General features: G+C 48.1%; 24 protein-coding genes. 13 read left to right on the top strand and 11 right to left on the bottom strand.

Annotated elements, in window-relative coordinates:
* On the top strand, positions 1-431 hold a 431-nt coding region (locus tag AYK67_RS11190; protein WP_068086377.1), incomplete at its 5' end, for a transposase.
* 21 nt (positions 432-452) lie between these two features.
* The gene (locus tag AYK67_RS17780; protein ID WP_082735760.1) at positions 453-626 is read left to right on the top strand and encodes a DUF4172 domain-containing protein; all 174 of its coding nucleotides are present in this window, start codon (positions 453-455) and stop codon (positions 624-626) included.
* Between the two features lie 44 nt (positions 627-670).
* Here the strand turns inward: AYK67_RS17780 and AYK67_RS11185 are convergent, their stop codons facing one another.
* The 3 genes from AYK67_RS11185 to AYK67_RS11175 all read right to left on the bottom strand — a co-directional run bounded on the left by AYK67_RS11185 (position 671) and on the right by AYK67_RS11175 (position 2,304).
* Positions 671-1,363 (bottom strand): IS6 family transposase, encoded by a 693-nt coding sequence (locus AYK67_RS11185; RefSeq protein WP_068086374.1) that lies wholly within the window; start codon positions 1,361-1,363, stop codon positions 671-673.
* A gap of 9 nt (positions 1,364-1,372) precedes the next feature.
* Entirely contained in the window at positions 1,373-1,663 is a 291-nt protein-coding gene (locus AYK67_RS11180) for an ISAs1 family transposase (RefSeq protein WP_206597534.1), read from the bottom strand.
* A gap of 170 nt (positions 1,664-1,833) precedes the next feature.
* Positions 1,834-2,304 carry a tRNA (cytidine(34)-2'-O)-methyltransferase gene (locus AYK67_RS11175; protein ID WP_068086368.1) on the bottom strand — a complete coding sequence of 157 codons (471 nt, stop codon included), beginning with the start codon at positions 2,302-2,304 and terminating at the stop codon, positions 1,834-1,836.
* A 565-nt stretch (positions 2,305-2,869) separates the two neighbouring features.
* Here AYK67_RS11175 and AYK67_RS11170 point away from each other — a divergent pair.
* The 10 genes from AYK67_RS11170 (at position 2,870) to AYK67_RS11125 (ending at position 12,398) form a co-directional block, all read left to right on the top strand.
* Positions 2,870-3,259 carry a hypothetical protein gene (locus AYK67_RS11170; protein ID WP_068086365.1) on the top strand — a complete coding sequence of 130 codons (390 nt, stop codon included), beginning with the start codon at positions 2,870-2,872 and terminating at the stop codon, positions 3,257-3,259.
* Between the two features lie 90 nt (positions 3,260-3,349).
* Positions 3,350-5,188: an ABC transporter ATP-binding protein gene (locus AYK67_RS11165; protein ID WP_068086362.1), complete on the top strand. Its 1,839-nt coding sequence runs from the start codon at positions 3,350-3,352 to the stop codon at positions 5,186-5,188.
* Between the two features lie 442 nt (positions 5,189-5,630).
* Positions 5,631-6,212, top strand: coding sequence for a ubiquinol-cytochrome c reductase iron-sulfur subunit (gene petA, locus AYK67_RS11160; RefSeq protein WP_156453127.1), 582 nt, complete (start codon positions 5,631-5,633; stop codon positions 6,210-6,212).
* A gap of 23 nt (positions 6,213-6,235) precedes the next feature.
* Entirely contained in the window at positions 6,236-7,468 is a 1,233-nt protein-coding gene (locus tag AYK67_RS11155; protein WP_068086359.1) for a cytochrome b, read from the top strand.
* A 16-nt stretch (positions 7,469-7,484) separates the two neighbouring features.
* Positions 7,485-8,363: a cytochrome c1 gene (locus AYK67_RS11150; protein WP_068086356.1), complete on the top strand. Its 879-nt coding sequence runs from the start codon at positions 7,485-7,487 to the stop codon at positions 8,361-8,363.
* Positions 8,364-8,440: 77 nt separating this feature from the next.
* Positions 8,441-9,307, top strand: coding sequence for an S-methyl-5'-thioadenosine phosphorylase (locus AYK67_RS11145; protein WP_068086535.1), 867 nt, complete (start codon positions 8,441-8,443; stop codon positions 9,305-9,307).
* A gap of 202 nt (positions 9,308-9,509) precedes the next feature.
* Positions 9,510-10,058, top strand: coding sequence for an adenine phosphoribosyltransferase (locus AYK67_RS11140; RefSeq protein ID WP_068086353.1), 549 nt, complete (start codon positions 9,510-9,512; stop codon positions 10,056-10,058).
* Positions 10,055-10,711 carry a 5,6-dimethylbenzimidazole synthase gene (bluB, locus tag AYK67_RS11135; protein WP_244266913.1) on the top strand — a complete coding sequence of 219 codons (657 nt, stop codon included), beginning with the start codon at positions 10,055-10,057 and terminating at the stop codon, positions 10,709-10,711. The genes AYK67_RS11140 and bluB overlap by 4 nt, the downstream gene beginning before the upstream one ends.
* 45 nt (positions 10,712-10,756) lie before the next feature.
* Positions 10,757-11,236 carry a GNAT family N-acetyltransferase gene (locus AYK67_RS11130; protein ID WP_068086346.1) on the top strand — a complete coding sequence of 160 codons (480 nt, stop codon included), beginning with the start codon at positions 10,757-10,759 and terminating at the stop codon, positions 11,234-11,236.
* A 334-nt stretch (positions 11,237-11,570) separates the two neighbouring features.
* Positions 11,571-12,398, top strand: a complete 828-nt coding sequence (locus tag AYK67_RS11125) for a DeoR/GlpR family DNA-binding transcription regulator (protein ID WP_068086343.1) — start codon at positions 11,571-11,573, stop codon at positions 12,396-12,398.
* Positions 12,399-12,492: 94 nt separating this feature from the next.
* On the opposite strand, the gene ychF is transcribed toward AYK67_RS11125, so the two are convergent.
* The 6 genes from ychF to AYK67_RS17450 form a co-directional block, all read right to left on the bottom strand.
* Positions 12,493-13,593 (bottom strand): redox-regulated ATPase YchF, encoded by a 1,101-nt coding sequence (gene ychF, locus AYK67_RS11120; RefSeq protein WP_068086340.1) that lies wholly within the window; start codon positions 13,591-13,593, stop codon positions 12,493-12,495.
* Between the two features lie 6 nt (positions 13,594-13,599).
* On the bottom strand, positions 13,600-14,343 hold the full coding sequence (gene pth, locus AYK67_RS11115) for an aminoacyl-tRNA hydrolase (RefSeq protein ID WP_068086337.1): 744 nt from the start codon (positions 14,341-14,343) through the stop codon (positions 13,600-13,602).
* Between the two features lie 40 nt (positions 14,344-14,383).
* Positions 14,384-14,989: a 50S ribosomal protein L25/general stress protein Ctc gene (locus AYK67_RS11110; protein ID WP_068086334.1), complete on the bottom strand. Its 606-nt coding sequence runs from the start codon at positions 14,987-14,989 to the stop codon at positions 14,384-14,386.
* A 294-nt stretch (positions 14,990-15,283) separates the two neighbouring features.
* A complete protein-coding gene (locus AYK67_RS11105; protein ID WP_068086331.1) occupies positions 15,284-16,216 on the bottom strand; it encodes a ribose-phosphate pyrophosphokinase in 933 nt (310 codons plus the stop codon).
* 76 nt (positions 16,217-16,292) lie between these two features.
* A complete protein-coding gene (locus tag AYK67_RS17145; protein ID WP_156453126.1) occupies positions 16,293-16,436 on the bottom strand; it encodes a hypothetical protein in 144 nt (47 codons plus the stop codon).
* A 25-nt stretch (positions 16,437-16,461) separates the two neighbouring features.
* A complete protein-coding gene (locus AYK67_RS17450) occupies positions 16,462-16,779 on the bottom strand; it encodes a hypothetical protein (protein ID WP_208976274.1) in 318 nt (105 codons plus the stop codon).
* Positions 16,780-16,795: 16 nt separating this feature from the next.
* Between AYK67_RS17450 and AYK67_RS17445 the strand changes: the two genes are divergently transcribed.
* Positions 16,796-16,960 carry a hypothetical protein gene (locus AYK67_RS17445; protein ID WP_208976273.1) on the top strand — a complete coding sequence of 55 codons (165 nt, stop codon included), beginning with the start codon at positions 16,796-16,798 and terminating at the stop codon, positions 16,958-16,960.
* 68 nt (positions 16,961-17,028) lie between these two features.
* Here the strand turns inward: AYK67_RS17445 and AYK67_RS11095 are convergent, their stop codons facing one another.
* Together AYK67_RS11095 and pgeF are read right to left on the bottom strand one after the other, a co-directional pair.
* Entirely contained in the window at positions 17,029-18,189 is a 1,161-nt protein-coding gene (locus AYK67_RS11095; RefSeq protein WP_068086325.1) for a M24 family metallopeptidase, read from the bottom strand.
* 45 nt (positions 18,190-18,234) lie between these two features.
* Entirely contained in the window at positions 18,235-19,011 is a 777-nt protein-coding gene (gene pgeF / locus AYK67_RS11090; protein WP_082735759.1) for a peptidoglycan editing factor PgeF, read from the bottom strand.
* Between the last annotated feature and the right edge of the window lie 147 nt (positions 19,012-19,158).

The raw sequence follows: 19,158 nt of genomic DNA, 5'->3' as shown, positions 1-19,158 counted from the left end.
GTGATAAAGCCCCGTTTGGGCGTTGGCACAGCCAGACATTTATCGCTGGCCTCACTTGTGACGCGCTGATTGCTCCCTGGGTGATTGAAGGCGCTATGGATGGGGATGCCTTCACAACTTACATCGAAACTCAACTGGCACCCCAATTGCCGCCACGCACTACTGTTATTCTGGATAATCTATCCACGCACAAAGTCGCTGGTGCTGCCGAGCTACTCAAACGTCATCAATGCTGGTTTCTATTCCTGCCGCCATATTCTCCAGATCTTAATCCAATCGAAATGGCATTCTCGAAGCTCAAAAGCCACTTGCGGCGCATGCGAGCATGCACTTTTGATGCGTTAATCGACGCCCTTGGCCAGATATGCGACCTCTTTACACCAAAAGAATGCTGGAACTACTTCAAAGCTACCGGATATGTCTCAACATAAAAGCTCAATGCTTTATAACTCATGTCGTGGAATTGGCAACAATCAGATTGGCCTCACTTTCGGTGGCACAAAGATGCTTTTGAAGCACTGGAAGCAAAGTTTTTGCACCAGTCGGGCATCCTGCTTGGCACGCTCAAACATTTGGATCAGGAGCAACAGCAAGGCTTAAAAATTGGTGTTGTCGCGTTAACCTGATCTTGATCGCAAAAGCCTTCCTCCAGGCACAATTCTGACGTCGATCATTGCGGCCTGCTTCCACTTGCAAAACTGTTGAGGCGGTGCTTTCGGATGTTGTTTGCACACCGTTGCTCGCGGGGCACGACGTAGAGGTTACGCATGCCAGAAAAGCCGGTGAGAAATCTTTGCAGTTGGCCCGCAGATTTGAACTTTTGCATCGTTCGCTCGCGTTTTCGCAAGGGCAAATGCGAGTTCTCTGCACGGTTGTTAAGGCCTTTGTGTGACCAGTGCTCCACATCAGGCATGACCTTGCGTTTCGCTGCGCCGTAAGACCCGAGTTTGTCGGTGATCATTCGTTTAGGAGCAACACCTTGCCTTTTCAAGAGACGGGTCAGCAAACGCTTCGCAGCCTTGGTGTTGCACCGTTTTTGAAGAATCTCATCGAGAATATAGCCATCATGGTCGACGGCACGCCAAAGGTAATAGCGCTGACCACGGATCACGATCACCATTTCATCCAAGTGCCAGACATCAGTAGCGCTGGCTTTCTTACGCCGCAATTGACGACTGTAAGCCGACCCAAACTTATTGCACCATCGGCGAACGGTTTCATAGGAGACATCAATACCGCGCTCCAGCAGCATTTCCTCCACTTCACGCAGGCTCAGGGAAAAGCGATGGTAGAGCCAAACAACATGAGCAATAATCTGCGGTGGGAAATGGTGGCGTTTGTAACTGATCGGGGAAGATGTCATATTTCGTTGCTAGGAGCTGAAACTTGGTTCAAACTTAACGTGACAACACCGTCGCGGAAGACCCATAAAGCAGGCCTCAAAATGCTCCGCATCAATAAGCATAAACACACGTCGAAAAGTATCGTGTGAGGGAATACCGTTGGGCAGAGAGAGAAACTGTCCCAACCATTCGCGTTTACAATCGCCATAATCGGCAATATCTTCGTAGCTTTCCGCTCCTGCCAACACAGCGCATACTGCTATGGCGAGTATATCCTCAAGGCGATATTCCGTTTTACGAACCTGGCGCGGGTCATCAATTTAACCAAAGCTTGTAAGTAGATCTTTAAATATAATCCCACCCTCCTAAACAGAGGAAGATTCTAACCCACTCGATTCATGGAGTGAATCCCTATAGCGCCTTCATGCGTTTGCCCTGTATGCAAGCCTAGATGAATGAAAAGGGCATTGCTTGCTTTGTGTAGCTTGCTTCAAGCACAGGTGCTATCAAAGCCGCCGGTTTGGCGCATGGCCTCGCCAAGTACCATGCCGGTTGTGACAGCCATATTGAGTGATCGCATACCATTTTTCATTGGGATGAGCAGCCGCGCGTCGGCAAGATCGTGAATCTCATCGGGTACGCCTGAACTTTCGCGCCCCATGAGTAGTAAATCATCCGGCTGATAAGTGAATTCGGTGTAGGTGTGGCTTGCCTTGGTGGAGAGCAAAAGCAGGCGGCGGCCTGTGCCCAATTGCCAGTCGCGGAAGGCTTGCCAGCTGATGTGGCGGGTGAGCTTGGCGCGCTCGATATAGTCCATACCAGCTCGCTTAAGCGCATGGTCCGAGAGTGGAAAGCCGGCGGGTTCGATAAGGTGGACGGTGACATCCATACACGCAGCCAGGCGCAGAATTGTTCCGGTGTTTTGTGGAATGTCAGGTTGGTAGAGCACAATATCTGGCATGTGTTGCTCCTGTTTTAAGTAGTTCACAGCTTCGGGCGTAAATAAATAAGTTTTTAAAAACAACCCGTTTGATGGAATGAATATGTAAATCATTGGAAAAGAAATAGAACTATGGGAAGCGGTATGTGGTGAATGCAAGCTCTTAGAAGTTTTATGCACAGTGTTGTGTTTTTTTAGACACAGTGAGAACGAAACTAAAACCCCCATATTTTTCGAGCTAGTATTTCAACTCTGGGCTGTTTATATGTTTTTCGGCGGCTTGGATGGACCTCTTGATGACAAGAGCCTCACATCCTTCACGGTATCTTCACCGGATACCAGATATTGAATGCGAGAATTAAGGAGCGACATATGACAAAGATGTTAAATGTGCATTTTGGCAATGTTATTTGTGCGCTCAGCAGCATTGCTCCGCGACGCTAACTCCTAGCGTTTTTCTTACCTTTATTATTACTAGGACCTAGTGCATTCGTGCGCGGTTTTTCTTAAGGGCACAGTTGTGTTCCTGCCTATTACGGACTGCGGCTTGCGGTCTGTCCCCATTTTGACTCTGCTGGAGAATATTATGATTACGGCATTCTTATTTGCGCCTGTTGTGCGTGATATGGAAAAAGTTGAAGATGAACCTGACATATATCAGGATGCGGGGCGTGTTGTGCGCCGTCCTGTTAGCTTTTTGCTTGCACTAGCGCAATTTGCATTTTTTATTGGCTTGGTGCTGGTTGTTGCCGCTTTATGTGTGCTGATTGCGGTTGGGTTCCATTTCGTGACTATGGAAGAAATCACAATAGGTACAAGAACTTACAGTGCTGCAGCTTTTTATGATGAGCTGTTTTACAACTTTGTTGGCGGTGTGGCTGTTGGGGTTGGCGTTGTACCGATGTTTTATCGTGGTGCTGCTAGTTCGTTTTATAAAATAACGGGCATGTACCATAGACAACGCAGCTCATTATAATACCCTACTCGGTTCCCGGGCTACATGATGCATGTGGCCCGGTTTGAAGGCGAGGGGCTTTGATGGGGTTGCGAGTTAAGAGGATAGGTGATGTTTAGTTTTTTTGAGCGGCTGGTTGATCCTTTTGAGATTGCGCCGCTTGAGCAACCGCCAGCCAAGTACTGGTCGTTTATTTGGTTTTATACCAAGCCATTGGCACCTTTGTTGGCGCTCGTTTCTGTTTTTGCTGCTATGATTGCTATTCTGGAAGTCTGGATTTTCTCTTTTATGGGTGATCTAGTGAACTGGCTGGAAGCAGGGAACAAAGAGACATTCTGGCAAGACAACAGTGCTAGCCTTTGGGGAATGGGGGTGGTTATACTGGTTGCTATTCCTGTTCTATCCGCAATTTGGGAAATGATTTTTCACCAAAGCGTGGTGGGCAATTATCCAATGTTGATACGTTGGCGGGCGCACCGTTATTTGTTGCGCCAGTCTATGGAGTTCTTCAATAACGATTTTGCAGGACGTATTGCCAATAAGGTGATGCAATCGGCGATTGCTGTTCGTGAAGTGGTGACGCGGATTGTGGACCTGCTTGTATATGTGGTGGTGTACTTTGGTAGCGCCATTGCACTGCTTGCCATGTCGGAGTGGGCACTGGCATTGCCCATGGTGTTATGGCTGGTCTCCTATGGTTTGGTTATGTGGTATTTTATTCCACGCCTTAAAGATATTTCTAAAGAGCAAGCCGATGCCCGCTCTATAATGACCGGGCACGTCGTGGATGCTTACACGAATATTTCCACTGTTAAACTGTTTTCACTCGCCCATGATGAAGAAAGCTATGCCAAGGGCTCTATGGATGGCTTTATGGATACGGTTTACCGGCAAATGCGTTTGGTGACCAAGCTCAATGTTGCCTTAACAGTTATTAATAGCTTGTTATTGGCGGGGCTTGGCATTACGGCCATTTTGCTGTGGCAAAATTCACTGGTCACCACGGGTGCGATTGCTGTTGCTATTGGGCTTGCACTGCGCTTTCAAGGTATGTCGCAATGGATTCTTTGGGAAGTTGCGGGTCTATTTGAAAACATCGGTACTGTGCAAGATGGCCTTGGGATGCTTTCCAAGCCAATTAGTGTGAAAGATGTTCCCGATGCCAAGCCTTTGCAAGTAACGGGAGCGGCGATTGAGTTTGACAATCTGCGTTTTCATTATGGCAAAGATAGTGGTGTGCTCGAGAACTTGAGTTTACAGGTGCAAAACGGTGAAAAAATCGGGTTAGTGGGGCGTTCCGGCGCCGGAAAATCCACCTTGATGAATTTGCTGCTGCGTTTCTATGAGCTTGAGGGTGGGGCCATTCGTATTGATGGTAATGATATCAAGAGTGTAACGCAGGAATCTTTGCGCGAACATATTGGCGTTGTGACACAAGATACCTCTTTGTTACACCGTTCTATTTACGAAAACATTGTATATGGCAGCGATGAGACTGATATGGATAAGGTGCGCGATGCGGCCAGAAGGGCGCATGCACTCGAATTCATTGAGGGCCTAGAAGATAAAGAGGGCCGCAAAGGTTTTGATACGCTGGTTGGTGAGCGTGGTGTTAAGCTTTCTGGCGGGCAGCGCCAACGGATCGCTATTGCACGCGTATTGCTGAAAAATGCACCAATTCTGGTGTTGGATGAAGCAACATCAGCTTTGGATTCTGAAGTCGAGGCAGCAATACAAGAAAGCTTCAGCAGTTTGATGGAGGGGAAGACTGTTATTGCTATCGCCCATCGTCTGTCGACCATTGCTGCAATGGACCGTTTGGTTGTGATGGATAAAGGCGAAATTGTGGAAATGGGCAGCCATGACGAACTACTTGGGTATGGCGGTATTTATGCCTCACTTTGGCAACGCCAGTCTGGAGGTTTTTTGGCTGACGTTGCCGCAGAATAAAAGTGTTTTTGAACGGTAGAGTTAAGTGGGGCCGGCATTTCTTCGTTGGCCCCATGTTATTTTACAAGGGTTTTCTTAGTAAATAGCTATCTGAAGGTAAGAAACTTCCAGCTTAATAGAATCAGTTGTTTTTTACGGGTTATGCAAATTTAAACAGACGATAAGTCACATACATCAAAGGTTGTAGAGTTTTTGTTGTAAACGCAATAGAATGTTTCTAATCCACCGATTTTTACGCGGTTTTCCCTAGTTTCCTGCGACAATAAGTCCTGAAAAAAGTTGATATACTGGACAACTGCGACCATTGGTGTCATTCAGGCGATACTCATAAAACTGCGTAGTTTGCGTAGTTTCACCAGAGCCGTTGCTTGTTGGGCGGTTTACCCTATTTACAGTTGGGTAGACGCGGGGGACGGGCTCGGTAGGTGAATCCAGTTCAATCATGTTTCGAGAGGACGCGACCTTGGAACACACGAACACGGCAGAACCGTCTCGCCGCGATTTTCTATACCTTGCAACAGGCGCTGTAGGCGCTGTTGGCGTTGGCGCTGTTGCTTGGCCCTTTATTGACCAAATGAATCCAGATGCTTCGGCACTGGCTTTGGCATCGATTGAGGTTGACATCTCTGCCATTGAAGTTGGGCAGTCCATCACTGTGAAGTGGCGTGGTAAGCCGGTTTTCATTCGTCAACGTACTGAAAAAGAAGTTTCAGAAGCGAAGGCTGTAAAACCTGAAGACTTGCCAGACCCCATTGCACGCAACCTGAACCTTGAAGCGAATGCGGCTGCTACGGATGTGAACCGCTCGGCAGTTGGCAAGGAAGCTTGGTTGGTTATGGTTGGTGTTTGTACACACCTTGGCTGTGTGCCACTTGGTGAAGAAGGTGACTTTGGTGGCTGGTTCTGCCCTTGTCATGGTTCGCACTATGATACAGCAGGGCGTATTCGTAAGGGTCCTGCCCCTGAGAATATGCTGATTCCACCATTCCAGTTCGTCAGCGACGAAACCATCAAAATCGGCTAGGCCGGTCATTACAGGAGGCTATTATGTCTGGGCATTCCCAATATGTACCACAAAGCGCACCTGCCAAATGGCTTGAAGCCCGTTTGCCGGTGATCTCGCTTATTCGCGGGAGCTTTGTTGATTTTCCGACCCCAAAGAACCTCAATTACTGGTGGACCTTTGGTGGTATCGCTTTTGCTGTGCTGGTTGCACAGATTATCACCGGTATTGTACTGGTGATGCACTACACACCGCATGAGACATTGGCATTTGCCTCTGTTGAGCATATCATGCGTGATGTGAATTACGGGTGGTTGGTCCGTTACCTGCACGCCAATGGTGCATCGTTCTTCTTTATTGCTGTCTACATCCACATTCTGCGTGGTTTGTATTATGGCTCGTATAAAGCGCCACGTGAAATCTCATGGATTTTGGGTGTTTTGATCTTCCTGGTTATGATGGCAACAGCCTTTATGGGCTACGTGCTGCCATGGGGGCAAATGTCCTTGTGGGGTGCGACTGTTATTACCAACCTGTTCTCAGCACTACCTGTTGTTGGTGAGCATATAACAACATGGCTGTGGGGTGGTTTCTCTGTTGGTAACCCGACCTTGAACCGTTTCTTCTCGTTGCACTATTTGCTGCCATTTGTGTTAATTGGCATTATTTTGCTGCATATCTGGGCATTCCACACCACAGGTAATAACAACCCAGCTGGTGTTGATCCGAAGAGTGAAAAAGATACTGTTCCTTTCCACCCGTATTATACGGTTAAGGATTTGTTCGCGATCATCGTGTTCTTCATCTTCTTTGCCTGGTTCACATTCTACCTTCCAAACTTTATGGGTCACCCTGATAACTACATCGAGGCGAACCCGATGGTAACCCCAGCGCACATTGTGCCTGAATGGTACTTCTTGCCGTTCTATGCAATTTTGCGTGCGGTTCCGGATAAGCTTGGTGGCGTGTTGGCGATGTTTGGTGCGATTGCTATTTTGTTTGTACTGCCATGGCTCGATACATCCAAGGTCCGTTCTGCCAAGTTCCGCCCGATTTATCGCTGGTTCGTGTTCCTGTTTGCAGTCAACGTGTTCTTCCTTGGTTGGCTTGGTGGTCAACCGGCTGAAGGCTGGTTTGTTACTGCATCTCGTATTTGTACAGTTTTGTACTTTGCGCATTTCCTAGTGGTTTTGCCATTGCTTGGCAAAATGGAAAAAACGCGGCCATTACCGGCTTCCATTAACGACGATGTACTTGCCTCGGGCAAGGCGCACTAAGGGCGGAGAAGAGACAATGACTTTTAAATTGTTTAAAACTGCCGGAATTGCTGCGCTGGCTTGTGGTGTGCTTGCAGGTTCACCTGCTCTAGCATCTGGCGATGCGCCTCATATTGATGAGCAAAGCTGGTCGTTCTCCGGTCCGTTTGGTCAGTATGACAAAGCGCAGTTGCAACGTGGCTTTAAGATTTACCAGGAAGTTTGTTCTTCTTGTCACTCCATGCACTATCTTTCGTTCCGTAACCTTGCTGAAGAAGGTGGTCCGGGCTTTAGTGTTGATGAAGTGAAAGCTTTGGCTGCCGAATATGAAGTGACGGACGGGCCAAATAGTGATGGCGAAATGTTCGAGCGTCCTGCTAAGCCGTTTGACCGTTTTCCTTCGCCTTTTGCTAATGTGGAAGAAGCAAAGGTTTCTAATGGCGGGGCATACCCACCTGACCTTTCTTTGATCGCTAAAGCACGTGGTACCGGCCGTGGCTGGAAGATTCTCAGCGACGTGTTCACACAGTATCAAGAGGGCGGACCAGACTATATTTATAATCTTTTGACAGGTTATAAAGAAGAGTTTCCTGCCTGTGCCGGTGAACAAGACAACTACTACAATCCGAAGTTTATTGGTGGTTCGCTACCAGCTGAATGTAACGGCGGACACCTAACAGGTGGCGGTATTGCTATGGCACCACCGCTTTCCGACGAGATTGTGGAGTATACTGACGGCACTCCAATGACTGTGGATCAATATGCACGCGATGTTTCTGCATTCTTGATGTGGACAGCGGAACCAAAGCTTGAGCAGCGTAAGAGAATGGGACTTGGTGTCCTGAGCTTCCTGGTCATCTTTGCCAGCTTGCTCTATTTCTCCAAGCGGAAAATTTGGAAAAATGTTGATCATTGATCGACAACTGTGAATAGTAAAAGGGTCGCTTTGGCGGCCCTTTTTTTATGCTTATATTTGGTAAGGATGGTTGGAATATGGAAACGGTACTGGGTATTATCGGTGGCTCGGGTCTTTATAATATTGCTGTGCTTAAAGAAGCGCAGTGGGTGCATATCGATAGCCCATGGGGTGAACCATCTGATGCCGTGAAAATCGGTTATGCTAATGATTTGAAAGTGGTGTTTATGCCCCGTCATGGGCGTGGACATGTGCACAGCCCGTCCTCCATTAATTACCGGGCGAATATTGATGTGATGAAACGTGCCGGTGTTACGGACCTTATATCCATATCTGCGGTCGGTTCGCTAAAAGAAGAATTGGATCCTGGCACATTTGTGCTGGTTGACCAGTTTATTGACCGCACCATTAACCGAGAGAAAAGCTTTTTTGGTAAGGGCTGTGTGGCGCATGTATCGGTTGCTGATCCGGTTTCGCCCAAACTATTGGACTTGGTTGAAGACGTTTGCCAGAAACAAGCATTGCGGTATTCGCGTGGAGGGACCTATTTAGCAATGGAGGGGCCACAGTTCTCATCGCTTGCGGAAAGTTTGATGTATCGCCAGTGGGGTTGTGATGTGATTGGCATGACCAATATGCCGGAGGCAAAATTGGCGCGGGAGGCTGAAATTGCCTACGCTAGTATCGCTATGGTAACCGACTACGATAGTTGGCATCCTGCGCATGGCTCTGTTGATATAAATAGTATTATTCAAGTGCTGCATGATAATGTGGCGCACGCGCAAGCTCTTGTAGACGGGGTGGTAAATAGTATTTCGCGGTTGTTTGTGCCATGTCCTATCGGTAGTGAATTGGCACTAGATTTTGCCATCATGACAGCAGAGGAGAAGCGGTGTCCTGAATTATTGGCAAAACTGGATGCTGTGGCCGGAAGAGTGCTGTAGGTGCTGCATGAACTATGATGATAATTGCGGCTATTTGCACTCATCGTTCTTTTGCGGGTTCGCCTTTTGAGAAAAAAATGATAGGAAACTTGTAAATGTGCCATAAGATAGCTGTTTATATTAGCTGGTCTGTGTGCAAGAGATGAAAATCAAGTGACGCTGCGTTTATAGGCGTCCTTTTTTTTGAGTAAAAGGTGATAACGTGAGTGCACAAAATATCTCCGCGAAACTTGCTAGAGTTATTCGCAGTATTCCAGACTTTCCTAAGGAGGGTATTATCTTTCGCGATATTACCACTTTATTACTGGATGCAGAGGGTTTGCGGGATACAATTGATGCACTTGTTGCCCCTTGGGTGAATGAGCCGATTGATTTGGTTGCCGGTATAGAAGCCCGCGGCTTTATTTTGGGCGGCGCTTTGGCGCATCAGATTGATGCGGGTTTTTTGCCAGTACGGAAAAAAGGTAAGCTGCCTTGTGAAACCATGCAAATGGAATACGAGCTTGAGTACGGCACCGATATTATCGAGATCCATCGTGACGCGGTAAAGCCCGGCCAGAAAGTTGTTGTTGTTGATGATTTAATTGCCACGGGTGGTACTGCCGAAGCGGCTGTGAAGTTGTTGCAGCAAGCGGGTGCAGAAGTTGTTGCTGCCTGTTTTGTGATTGATCTGCCTGAGCTTAGAGGCAAAGATAAGATTACAGCGTTGGGAGTGCCAGTACGTACCTTGGTGGAGTTCGACGGCCATTGAGCATTGATCCAAAACACAGGATGCCAAAATTTGATGATACGTTTATCGAGCAGTTTCATGAGCTGCTCGCTTGGCGCCGGGATGTGAGGCACTTTAAAACCACTCCTGTTGATCGGCAAATATTGGAGCAAATATGCAAGTTCGCCGATATGGCTCCCTCGGTTGGTAACAGCCAGCCTTGGCGTTTTGTGCAGGTGAGTGATGCGCAAAAGCGCGTGCAAATACAGCAGAGCTTCTTAAAGTCCAATGAACAAGCGTTGCAAGGCTATGAAGGTGAGCAGGCAGCATTATATGCCAAGCTCAAGCTATCAGGATTAAAAGAAGCGCCTGAGCATTTTGCTGTTTTTTGCGATGAGGCATGCAGCCAAGGTGCAGGTTTAGGGCGGCAAACCATGCCCGAAACACTGGCGTATTCATGTGTTATGGCTATTTACAATTTTTGGCTTGCTGCGCGTGCTTTTGAAATTGGTGTTGGATGGGTTTCTATTTTGGATCCTGTGGAGGTACAGGAAGCTTTACAAGTGCCAGATTCATGGAAGTTGGTTGCCTACTTATGCGTGGGAAAAGATGCTCGTCCTCATGACACACCGGAGCTGGAACGGGTGGGCTGGCAAGCACGAACTGAAGCACAAAAGCGTTTTTTACTCGATTGATTGTGATAGGTTGCTTATGCACTATCAAAAAACTGAGGAATTTTCATGGCTGTAACATTACGGGAAATTGAAAGCTCAGATCATAGAGCTGTAACAGATTTGTTGGTTCGCCGTTGGACCAGTCCGCAAATATTGATTGAAGACGAGATGGTTGATGCATCGACACTGCCGGGTTATCTGGCATTTGATGGGAATGATGTTGTCGGTATGGTCACTGTTATCAAGCGAGATAATGAGTGGGAGATACTCACGCTAGACAGCCTGCAGCGCTGGGGGGGGATTGGCAGTAAGCTACTCGATCGCGTAAGTGATTCTGCGTTAAAGCGCGGTATCAAGCGGTTAATGGTACGCACTTCTAACGATAATCTTGATGCTTTCCGGTTTTATCAGCGTCGCGGTTTCAGGTTAGAGAAAGTTGTGCAAGGTGTTATTGACAGAGAGCGTTTACTTAAGCCAGAAATTCCGGCAACAGGATTGCATGGCATACCAATTCACGATGAAATAATTTTTGCCAAAGCGCTTTAGTTCGCATTTTGTGTCCTGAAAGAAATTACTATTTCATATAACGGATGAAATTATTTAATTTATTTATCATTTTGGGGCTGACTCCAGTGTTAGGCAAGGTTCGCGGGCCTTATAATTGGTCTGATCTGCGAATTGTTGCGCGCACTTATTTGGGCTTTGACGAGCCGGTAATTATGAAGCTGTGATACTTCAGCTCTAAGTTGTAATCGTTCTGCAGATCTGCTGTGTTGTCTATCTACACCCGTGAGTGAATGCTCATCATTTGTCGTTATTATAGGTGATCATCGCCAATTTATGGGTCTATAGTTATTAATATAAGTGAGCTGTAAGCATTATGGTAACTGGAAAAAGAATAACAGACTTACCAGAAGCTGTTGAGCTTGCAAAACTCGTGGAACGCCTTAGCAAAGTACCTATTGAATTTGCAGCGGAATTGCTCGAAACCCCAGAGGAAAATATCCTCGCGCTTTCACAGGAGCTGGCAAAAGGGGGTGATATTAAGATCATCGATCGGGTGATGTTTCATCATAGCCCGAGAGTTGAGCAAGGCTATCTGCAAAGGATGCGCTCACATCATTTGGAAAAATTCAATATAGCGCGCGAAGCAATGCAGCATATTCAAGCCGGTATGAAAGTCGGTATTGAGGCAGGCAGTACGCTTACATTATTTGCCGAAAGACTTGCTAGTATTAGTCCATTGGAAGTGCACACGAATTTTTATCCCGTTGGTGCTGCACTGATGCGCAACAGTTCTGGTATATCTGTTCACATGAGCGGTGGTACAATGCTATGCGATGGGGCCGGTGTGGTTGGCCTGCAAGCATTGGCGCATTTTGAAAGCCGTGATCTTGATGTTGTCGTGCTATCGCCGACTGCCATTAATGCAGAAGGGGAACTCATGTACTATCGGGAAGAGAGCGCACAGCTTGTTAAAGTCATGATGCAGTGCGCCAAGCAAACTATTGTTCTTTGTCATGCTGCCAAGATAGGTTCTCAGAGCTGGTTTTGTGCCGGGCATGTGCGGGATGCTAGCGTATTGGTTACAGATTGTAGTTTGGGCGCTCAAGCTGAGGCATTATTAAAAAAGAACGGGCTCCAGTCCTTAGAGGTCGCGGTACTGGAAGAGGATGTGCCAAGTGAGTTGGTGGTGTTGGATATATAGCTGAGAGACTTATATTCGCTTATCTTCGTTTTGCTGTATCAACGAAAAAGCCCCCGCAGTTTGCGAGGGCTTTTGTGTTTTTAGATGAAATTGCTTAGGTATTGAACTTGAACAGCATGATGTCGCCATCTTGTACAATGTATTCTTTGCCTTCATCGCGAGCTTTACCGGCGTCTTTAGCGGCAACTTCACCGCCCAAGGTGACGTAATCATCATAGGCAATAGTTTGGGCGCGGATAAAGCCGCGTTCAAAATCACTATGGATAACACCTGCCGCTTGTGGTGCTTTGGTGCCTTTGGTGATGGTCCAAGCGCGGGTTTCTTTAGGGCCAGCGGTGAAATAGGTGATCAGCTCGAGCAGGTTGTAACCGGCGCGGATCAAGCGATCGAGGCCCGGCTCCTCCAGCCCCATGTCGGCCATGTATTCTTGTGCTTCTTCAGCGTCCAGCTGGGCGATTTCTGCTTCGATTGCAGCTGAGATAACCACATGGGCGTTGCCTTGCTCGGCGGCCATTTCTGCCACTTTTTGAGAGAGCTCGTTGCCTGTGCCTGCCGCGTCTTCTTCCACGTTACAAACATAGAGAACCGGTTTGGAGGTGAGAAGGTTGAGCAGGCGCAATTGGCGGAGTTCTTCTTCATCGGCCAGTTCCAGCATGCGTACCGGCTTGCCTTCTTGCAAAATCGCCAGTGCCGCTTCCATGATCGGTAATTGGGCCTTGGCTTCCTTGTCGCCTGATTTCGCTTTCTTTTGCAACGGGGAGATGCGTTTTTCCAAGCTTTCCATATCGGAAACCATCAGCTCGGTTTCAACGGTCTCGGCATCGGCAATCGGGTCGACCTTACCGTCCACGTGGGTGATGTCGCTATCTTCAAAGCAACGCAGTACGTGAGCAATGGCGTCTACTTCGCGGATGTTGGCCAAGAACTGGTTGCCAAGACCTTCACCTTTTGAAGCGCCGCGAACAAGACCAGCGATGTCAACGAAGGTCAGGCGGGTCGGGATGATTTCCTTAGAGCCTGCAATACCGGCAATTTTGTTTTGGCGCGGGTCTGGAACAGCCACATCACCAGTGTTGGGTTCAATGGTACAAAACGGGTAGTTGGCCGCTTGTGCAGCTGCTGTTTTGGTAAGGGCGTTAAACAGTGTTGATTTACCAACATTGGGCAAGCCAACGATGCCACATTGAAAACCCATGGGTGATTATCCTTTCGAGCCGAATAACCGCTCAAGCCCTGAGGCGAGCGGACCTTTGTTTGAAGTTGCTTCTTGTTTTGCAGCCTTTGCGGCGGTGGAATCTGTCGGTTTTACAGCAGATTCGGTTTCTTTGTCTTTATGGGGCGTTTTGCCTGTCTGTTTGGATTTTTGTGGAGCTTCGCCGCGAATGGTGAGTGTCACCTTGTTCGCAAACTGGCTGTCCATCCCTTTGGCAAGCAGCTCTACATGCTGGGCAATAGCCTCAAGCAAAGGGGCAGACCATGCATAGTCAGCCTTAGCAAAGTCACCAAGTACCCAACGATGAACGGCATCCTTGTGACCGGGGTGACCGATGCCCAAACGCAGCCTTTTGTACTGGTCGCCAATATGGGCGGTTGTCGAGCGCAAGCCATTGTGGCCGCCATGACCGCCACCTGCTTTAACCTTGAACTTACCGGGAACCAAATCGAGATCGTCGTAGAGGACGTAGATATCTTGCGGTTGCTGCTTGTAAAAGCGCATGGCTTCGCCAATGGCGCGGCCGGATTCGTTCATGAATGTTTGCGGTTTAACAAGCAGCACTTTTTCGCCGCCCAAGACACCTTCAGATATTTGTGCCTGAAAGCGGGCGCGCCAAGGGCTAAAGCAGCTATGGCGGCGATGAATTTCATCTACCGCCATAAAGCCAATATTGTGTCTGTTGTTTTCGTATTTCGAGCCCGGGTTCCCAAGGCCGACAAATAGCTTCATCTTCCGGTCTCCCAGACCCGATTTACGTCAGCAACAAATCTTATTCTTCGCCTTCAGCTTCTTCTTCAGTCGCTTGTGCGCCACCAGGTGTTGCAATGGTGGAGATGGTGAAGTCGCGGTCAGTGATGGTTGGCTTACAGCCTTCTGGCAGGGTTACTGCAGAAATGTGCTGGGAAGAACCAAGACCGGCTTCTGCCAGATCAACAACAATTGCTTCTGGGATTGCGTTTGCAGGCACAATCATTTCAACTGTGTGACGAACGATGTTCAAAGTACCGCCAAGCTTCAGGCCTGGGCAGGTTGCTTCGTTTTCGAACTTCACTGGGATCTCAACAGTCAGTTGAGCATCAGCTGCAACGCGCATGAAGTCAACGTGCATCAAGAAGTCTTTTACAGGGTGCAGGTGGTAATCTTTAGCGATTACGGATACCTTTTCGCCGTCCAGATCGATTGTACCGATTTGGGACAGGAAACCGCCTTTATGAAGGGTCAGGCTGGCTTCTTTTGCAGGCAGGTTTATTGCAACTGCAGGCTTCTTGTCACCGTAGATTACGGCTGGAACAAGGTTTTCGCGGCGTGCAGCACGAGCGGCCCCCTTGCCGACTCGTTCACGTAGAGATGCTTTCAGCTCATAGCTCTTTGCCATGGTGCGTACTCCTAAAACATATAATTAAGGCCGCTGGCGCGATGGTATCCATCGGCGTTTCGAGCGGCCAGTGTGGCACGCCTCCTCCAAGGGTGACGACGTGCGAGGCCGATATAACTGATAAAGGGTGTCAGGGCAAGCGGGGAAGGCGGGAAATCGATAGTGAACTGCGGTTTTTATCAGCAGGGCGTGAGAAGCCGAAGCTACAAACCGTTTTATGTAGGCAGGCTTGGGTGTGCGCCTAACAAAAAGCCGGACAAAATGCCCGGCCTTGAATGATTATTGCAGCGTGTCCTAGAAGAACAGGCTGGAAACCGAGCGCTCTTGCGCGATGCGGTTGATAGCTTCACCTAACAACGGGGCTACAGAAAGTGTGCGGATATTTGGTGCTGCGTTAATTGCTGCTGTTGGCTCGATGGAATCGGTGATGACCAATTCCTTGAGTTTGGAGGCCGAAATACGGGCAACGGCACCACCAGAAAGCACGCCGTGAGTGATGTAGGCGGTTACCGACTTTGCACCTGACTTAAGCAGCGCTTCAGCCGCGTTACATAAGGTACCACCGGAATCAACGATGTCGTCAACCAGGATACAATCAAAGCCATTTACATCGCCAATGATGTTCATAACTTCCGACTCACCAGGTTTGTCGCGGCGTTTGTCGACGATAGCCAAAGGTGCTTCAATACGCTTGGCGAGGGCACGGGCGCGGACAACGCCACCGACGTCAGGCGAAACAACCATAACATTACCAGAGGAGAAGCGCTCTTTGATATCGCGTGTCATGACCGGCGCCCCATAGAGGTTATCGGTTGGGATATCGAAGAAGCCTTGAATCTGGCCGGCGTGCAGGTCCATGGTGAGTACGCGGTCTGCACCGGCATTGGTGATGAGGTTTGCGACCAATTTAGCAGAAATTGGTGTTCTGGGGCCAGGCTTACGGTCTTGCCTTGCATAACCAAAATAGGGAACAACCGCCGTAATACGTCGTGCAGATGAACGGCGCAGGGCATCGATCAAAATCAATAGTTCCATTAAATGGTCATTGGCTGGGTAGCTGGTTGGCTGAACCACAAATACGTCTTCACCGCGTACGTTTTCCTGAATCTCAATATAGATTTCTTGATCAGCAAAACGACGGACCTGGCACTTGGCCAGCGGTACATCTAGATATTTGGAAATTTCTTCAGCCAGCGCGCGATTGGAGTTACCCGCGATGATTTTCATGACCCACAAGTCCTTCTTGGGCTACGATATCTGCCTATGGCAGAGCTGGGACAACGTTCCTTATGACGGAACCTGATTATTGAATAGAAGCACTAGGTGCAGCTTTCGAGCGCGTTGTAGCAACCTGAGCCATGAGGGACAATAGCTTGAACACAGGTTTCTTAATGTTATGGATTTTTTTAGCCGGGAATATTATTTCTGGCGGTTGAAATATAGGCATTTTCACCGCCAGTTTAGGCAAAAGTCTAAGAGCTGTGGAGCCATGCTCTAAGAGAAGCCATTGACCTGGTTGCAATACGTTTAAGTGAGTCGCTAGATACTCCCGCCCAAGGGTCGCCTGTTGCGGTGCCGCCTGCTGGCTCTAACCCTTCAATGCGGTGTACACGTTTGCCATTGTTGTCATAGATATCGAAAACATAAAATACAGTTGTGTTGGCTTTTGAACCCGTGGAAGTGAGGTGGCCTTTGATTCTGTAGCTTGATGGTGCGCCCATACGGCGAACCAGTTTAATGTGATTAAAGGCAGCGCGTTCAGCAACATAGCCAGCTAATTCATCTCCCATAAACCCAGGGATTCCCATGAATTGGTCAAATGCGAAAGTCGCTTGGTCTGGTGCAATTTTGGGCGGAATTGACTGGTTTTCAATTGTCCCGCTTAAAGTTGCCGTGGGCAGTTTATTGTCAGCGCATGAAGCCAAGAAAATGGCAGTGAGACAAAGGAAAAAAAAATGGCGTGTTTTTTGAGTAAACATTGCAGCTTTTTACCGTGTTTAGCCGTCATCTGGCTTCATTTAAATACTTAACTATTAGCTTTAGCCTGCTTTGACCGGCAGGTCGAGGGAAAGCTTTGATAGTGATTGTGGCCCATCCTCTGTAATCAGGTAGGTTTGGCCTATGGTCATCGCTGTTTCACTGTCGGAATCCATTAGCATTATCGGGACAAATAGAACCATATTGGCTACGAGCTCCTGTGTATTCCCCTTATAAGCTAGGTACGGCGCATCCATCCAGCTGGGTGCGAACCTGGCACCTAAGGAATACGCACATACGCTGATACGATGAGCTGTTAGTCCTTTGCTGTCGAGCACTTGGGCGTTGGCATCAAAAAGATCACCCATTGTTTTGCCTAGGTACATGTTTTGCTCAATGGCAGAAATAGCAGCCCTTGCTGCGTCGTGTAGTTCTTGGTGGCGCGGTGTTGGCTTGCCAATGATGACTGTGCGCATGAGGGCTGCATGATAACGTCGATAGACGCCTGCGAACTCCAAAGTAAGTTGATCGTTTGCTGATAGCTGTCGCCGTCCGGACTTGGGACGGCATAATAGTGCATCACGCCCGGAACCTAAAACAAACTCATTTGCTGCATAATCGCCACCACCTTCGAACATGACAGCATGCATTTTGGCAAGTATGTGTCCCTCTTCGACATCGGGGGCGATGATATCCAGGCCCGCAGTGAAGGCTTCATCTGCAAGACTTGCGGCTTTATGTATGTAGTTGAGCTCTTCGGCAGACTTAATCACTCTGAGTGAGGGTATCAGATTTGAGCTGTCTTCCAGATCGGCAAAAGAGCGTAGCGAACTATCTAGTTCACGCCCTTGGGCGGCATTCAGGCCGTGGCTGTTGTATTCGATGCCAATTTTGGCCCCCAGCAAATCAAGTTCGAACAGCATGTCTTTGACCTGACTAACCGCTGATTTTCCAGCAACATCAACCCAAACACGGATGTCTTTGATGTTAGAGGTATGTCGGGCCTGCCTTAAGTCGGGTGAACGCGTTAAGAGAATTGGCTCCTCACCCGGCCGGTAAATCAGAGATTGGAAAAAGCAAAAGCCAAAGCTATCGTAACCAGTCAACCAATACATGCTTTCTTGCGCAAAGATTAAAAGGCAATCAAGCTTTTGTTCTTTTAGCTTGGCATCCAGTGCGTTACGCCTGTTTTCAAACTCTTGCTCACTGAAGTGCAGGGCCATTTTTTATTCCTTAACTCTTCTTGTCACGCTCTCATAAGCCGTTTGTTATGGTTGCAGAGCGATGGCAGAAATTTGCCTACCATAATCTGGCTGTTTTTGGTGCGTTGACCGTCGATAAGAGAAGAATTGCTGTTCTTCTTCATATGTGCAACGGTTAATGTTGGTTGCGCTTGCAATATCTGTGGCTTCTAGCTGTTCTATTATGTAGGCTGGTAAATCAAACATGAAATGACCAGCGTTATTTGATTGATTGAAAAAACGCTTATTATGAGAGGAGGCAGCAACGAATTTTTGTTGGAACTCCGGTCCGACCTCATAATTCCTACCTGAAATTGTGGGGCCCAGGGTTGCAATAATATTGTGCCTATGTGCGCCGAGTTGTTGCATTTTCTCGATTGTTGCTTGCAAAATTCCGCCGAGTGCTCCTTTCCAGCCAGCATGGGCGGCAGCAATGACCCCTGCTTTAGGGTCGGCAAAAAGCACTGGCCCACAATCAGCGGTTAAAACACCTAGTGCAATACCCGGTGTGTTGGTAGCAAGTGCATCCAGTTTGGGAGGCTCATTTGTAAATGGCGTTGAAACAATAGCGACATCACTGGAGTGAACTTGATAGCTTGTAAGCAGATGGTTGGCGGAAACGCCCAGATAGGTCGCGATTCGAGCACGGTTTGCCTCAACGTTTTCAGAGTTATCGTGCGAACCTCTTCCTACATTCAGGCTTTCATATATACCGGTTGACACGCCGCCTTGCCTTGTAAAGAAGCCATGGCGGATTTGTGGAGATCTGGAAAACTTTTCTTCGCATATAACAGGTAGTGACACATGATCCTCTTTTGAATATCTGACCGCTACGCCATTTAAAGCAGCTTAATATAAAGCAGAAGCAATCAACTGCATTAATTCTTGTTTTAGCCAATCTTTACATTAATTGGCGGTACCTGATTTGCATCGTGTGTTTGGAATTGGCCT

Source organism: Polycladidibacter stylochi (assembly GCF_001562055.1).
In the GTDB taxonomy this organism is placed as follows: domain Bacteria; phylum Pseudomonadota; class Alphaproteobacteria; order Rhizobiales; family Stappiaceae; genus Pseudovibrio; species Pseudovibrio stylochi.
The sequence above is the reverse complement of the archived record's forward strand: the minus strand, read 5'-3'. Positions and strand labels throughout refer to the sequence as shown.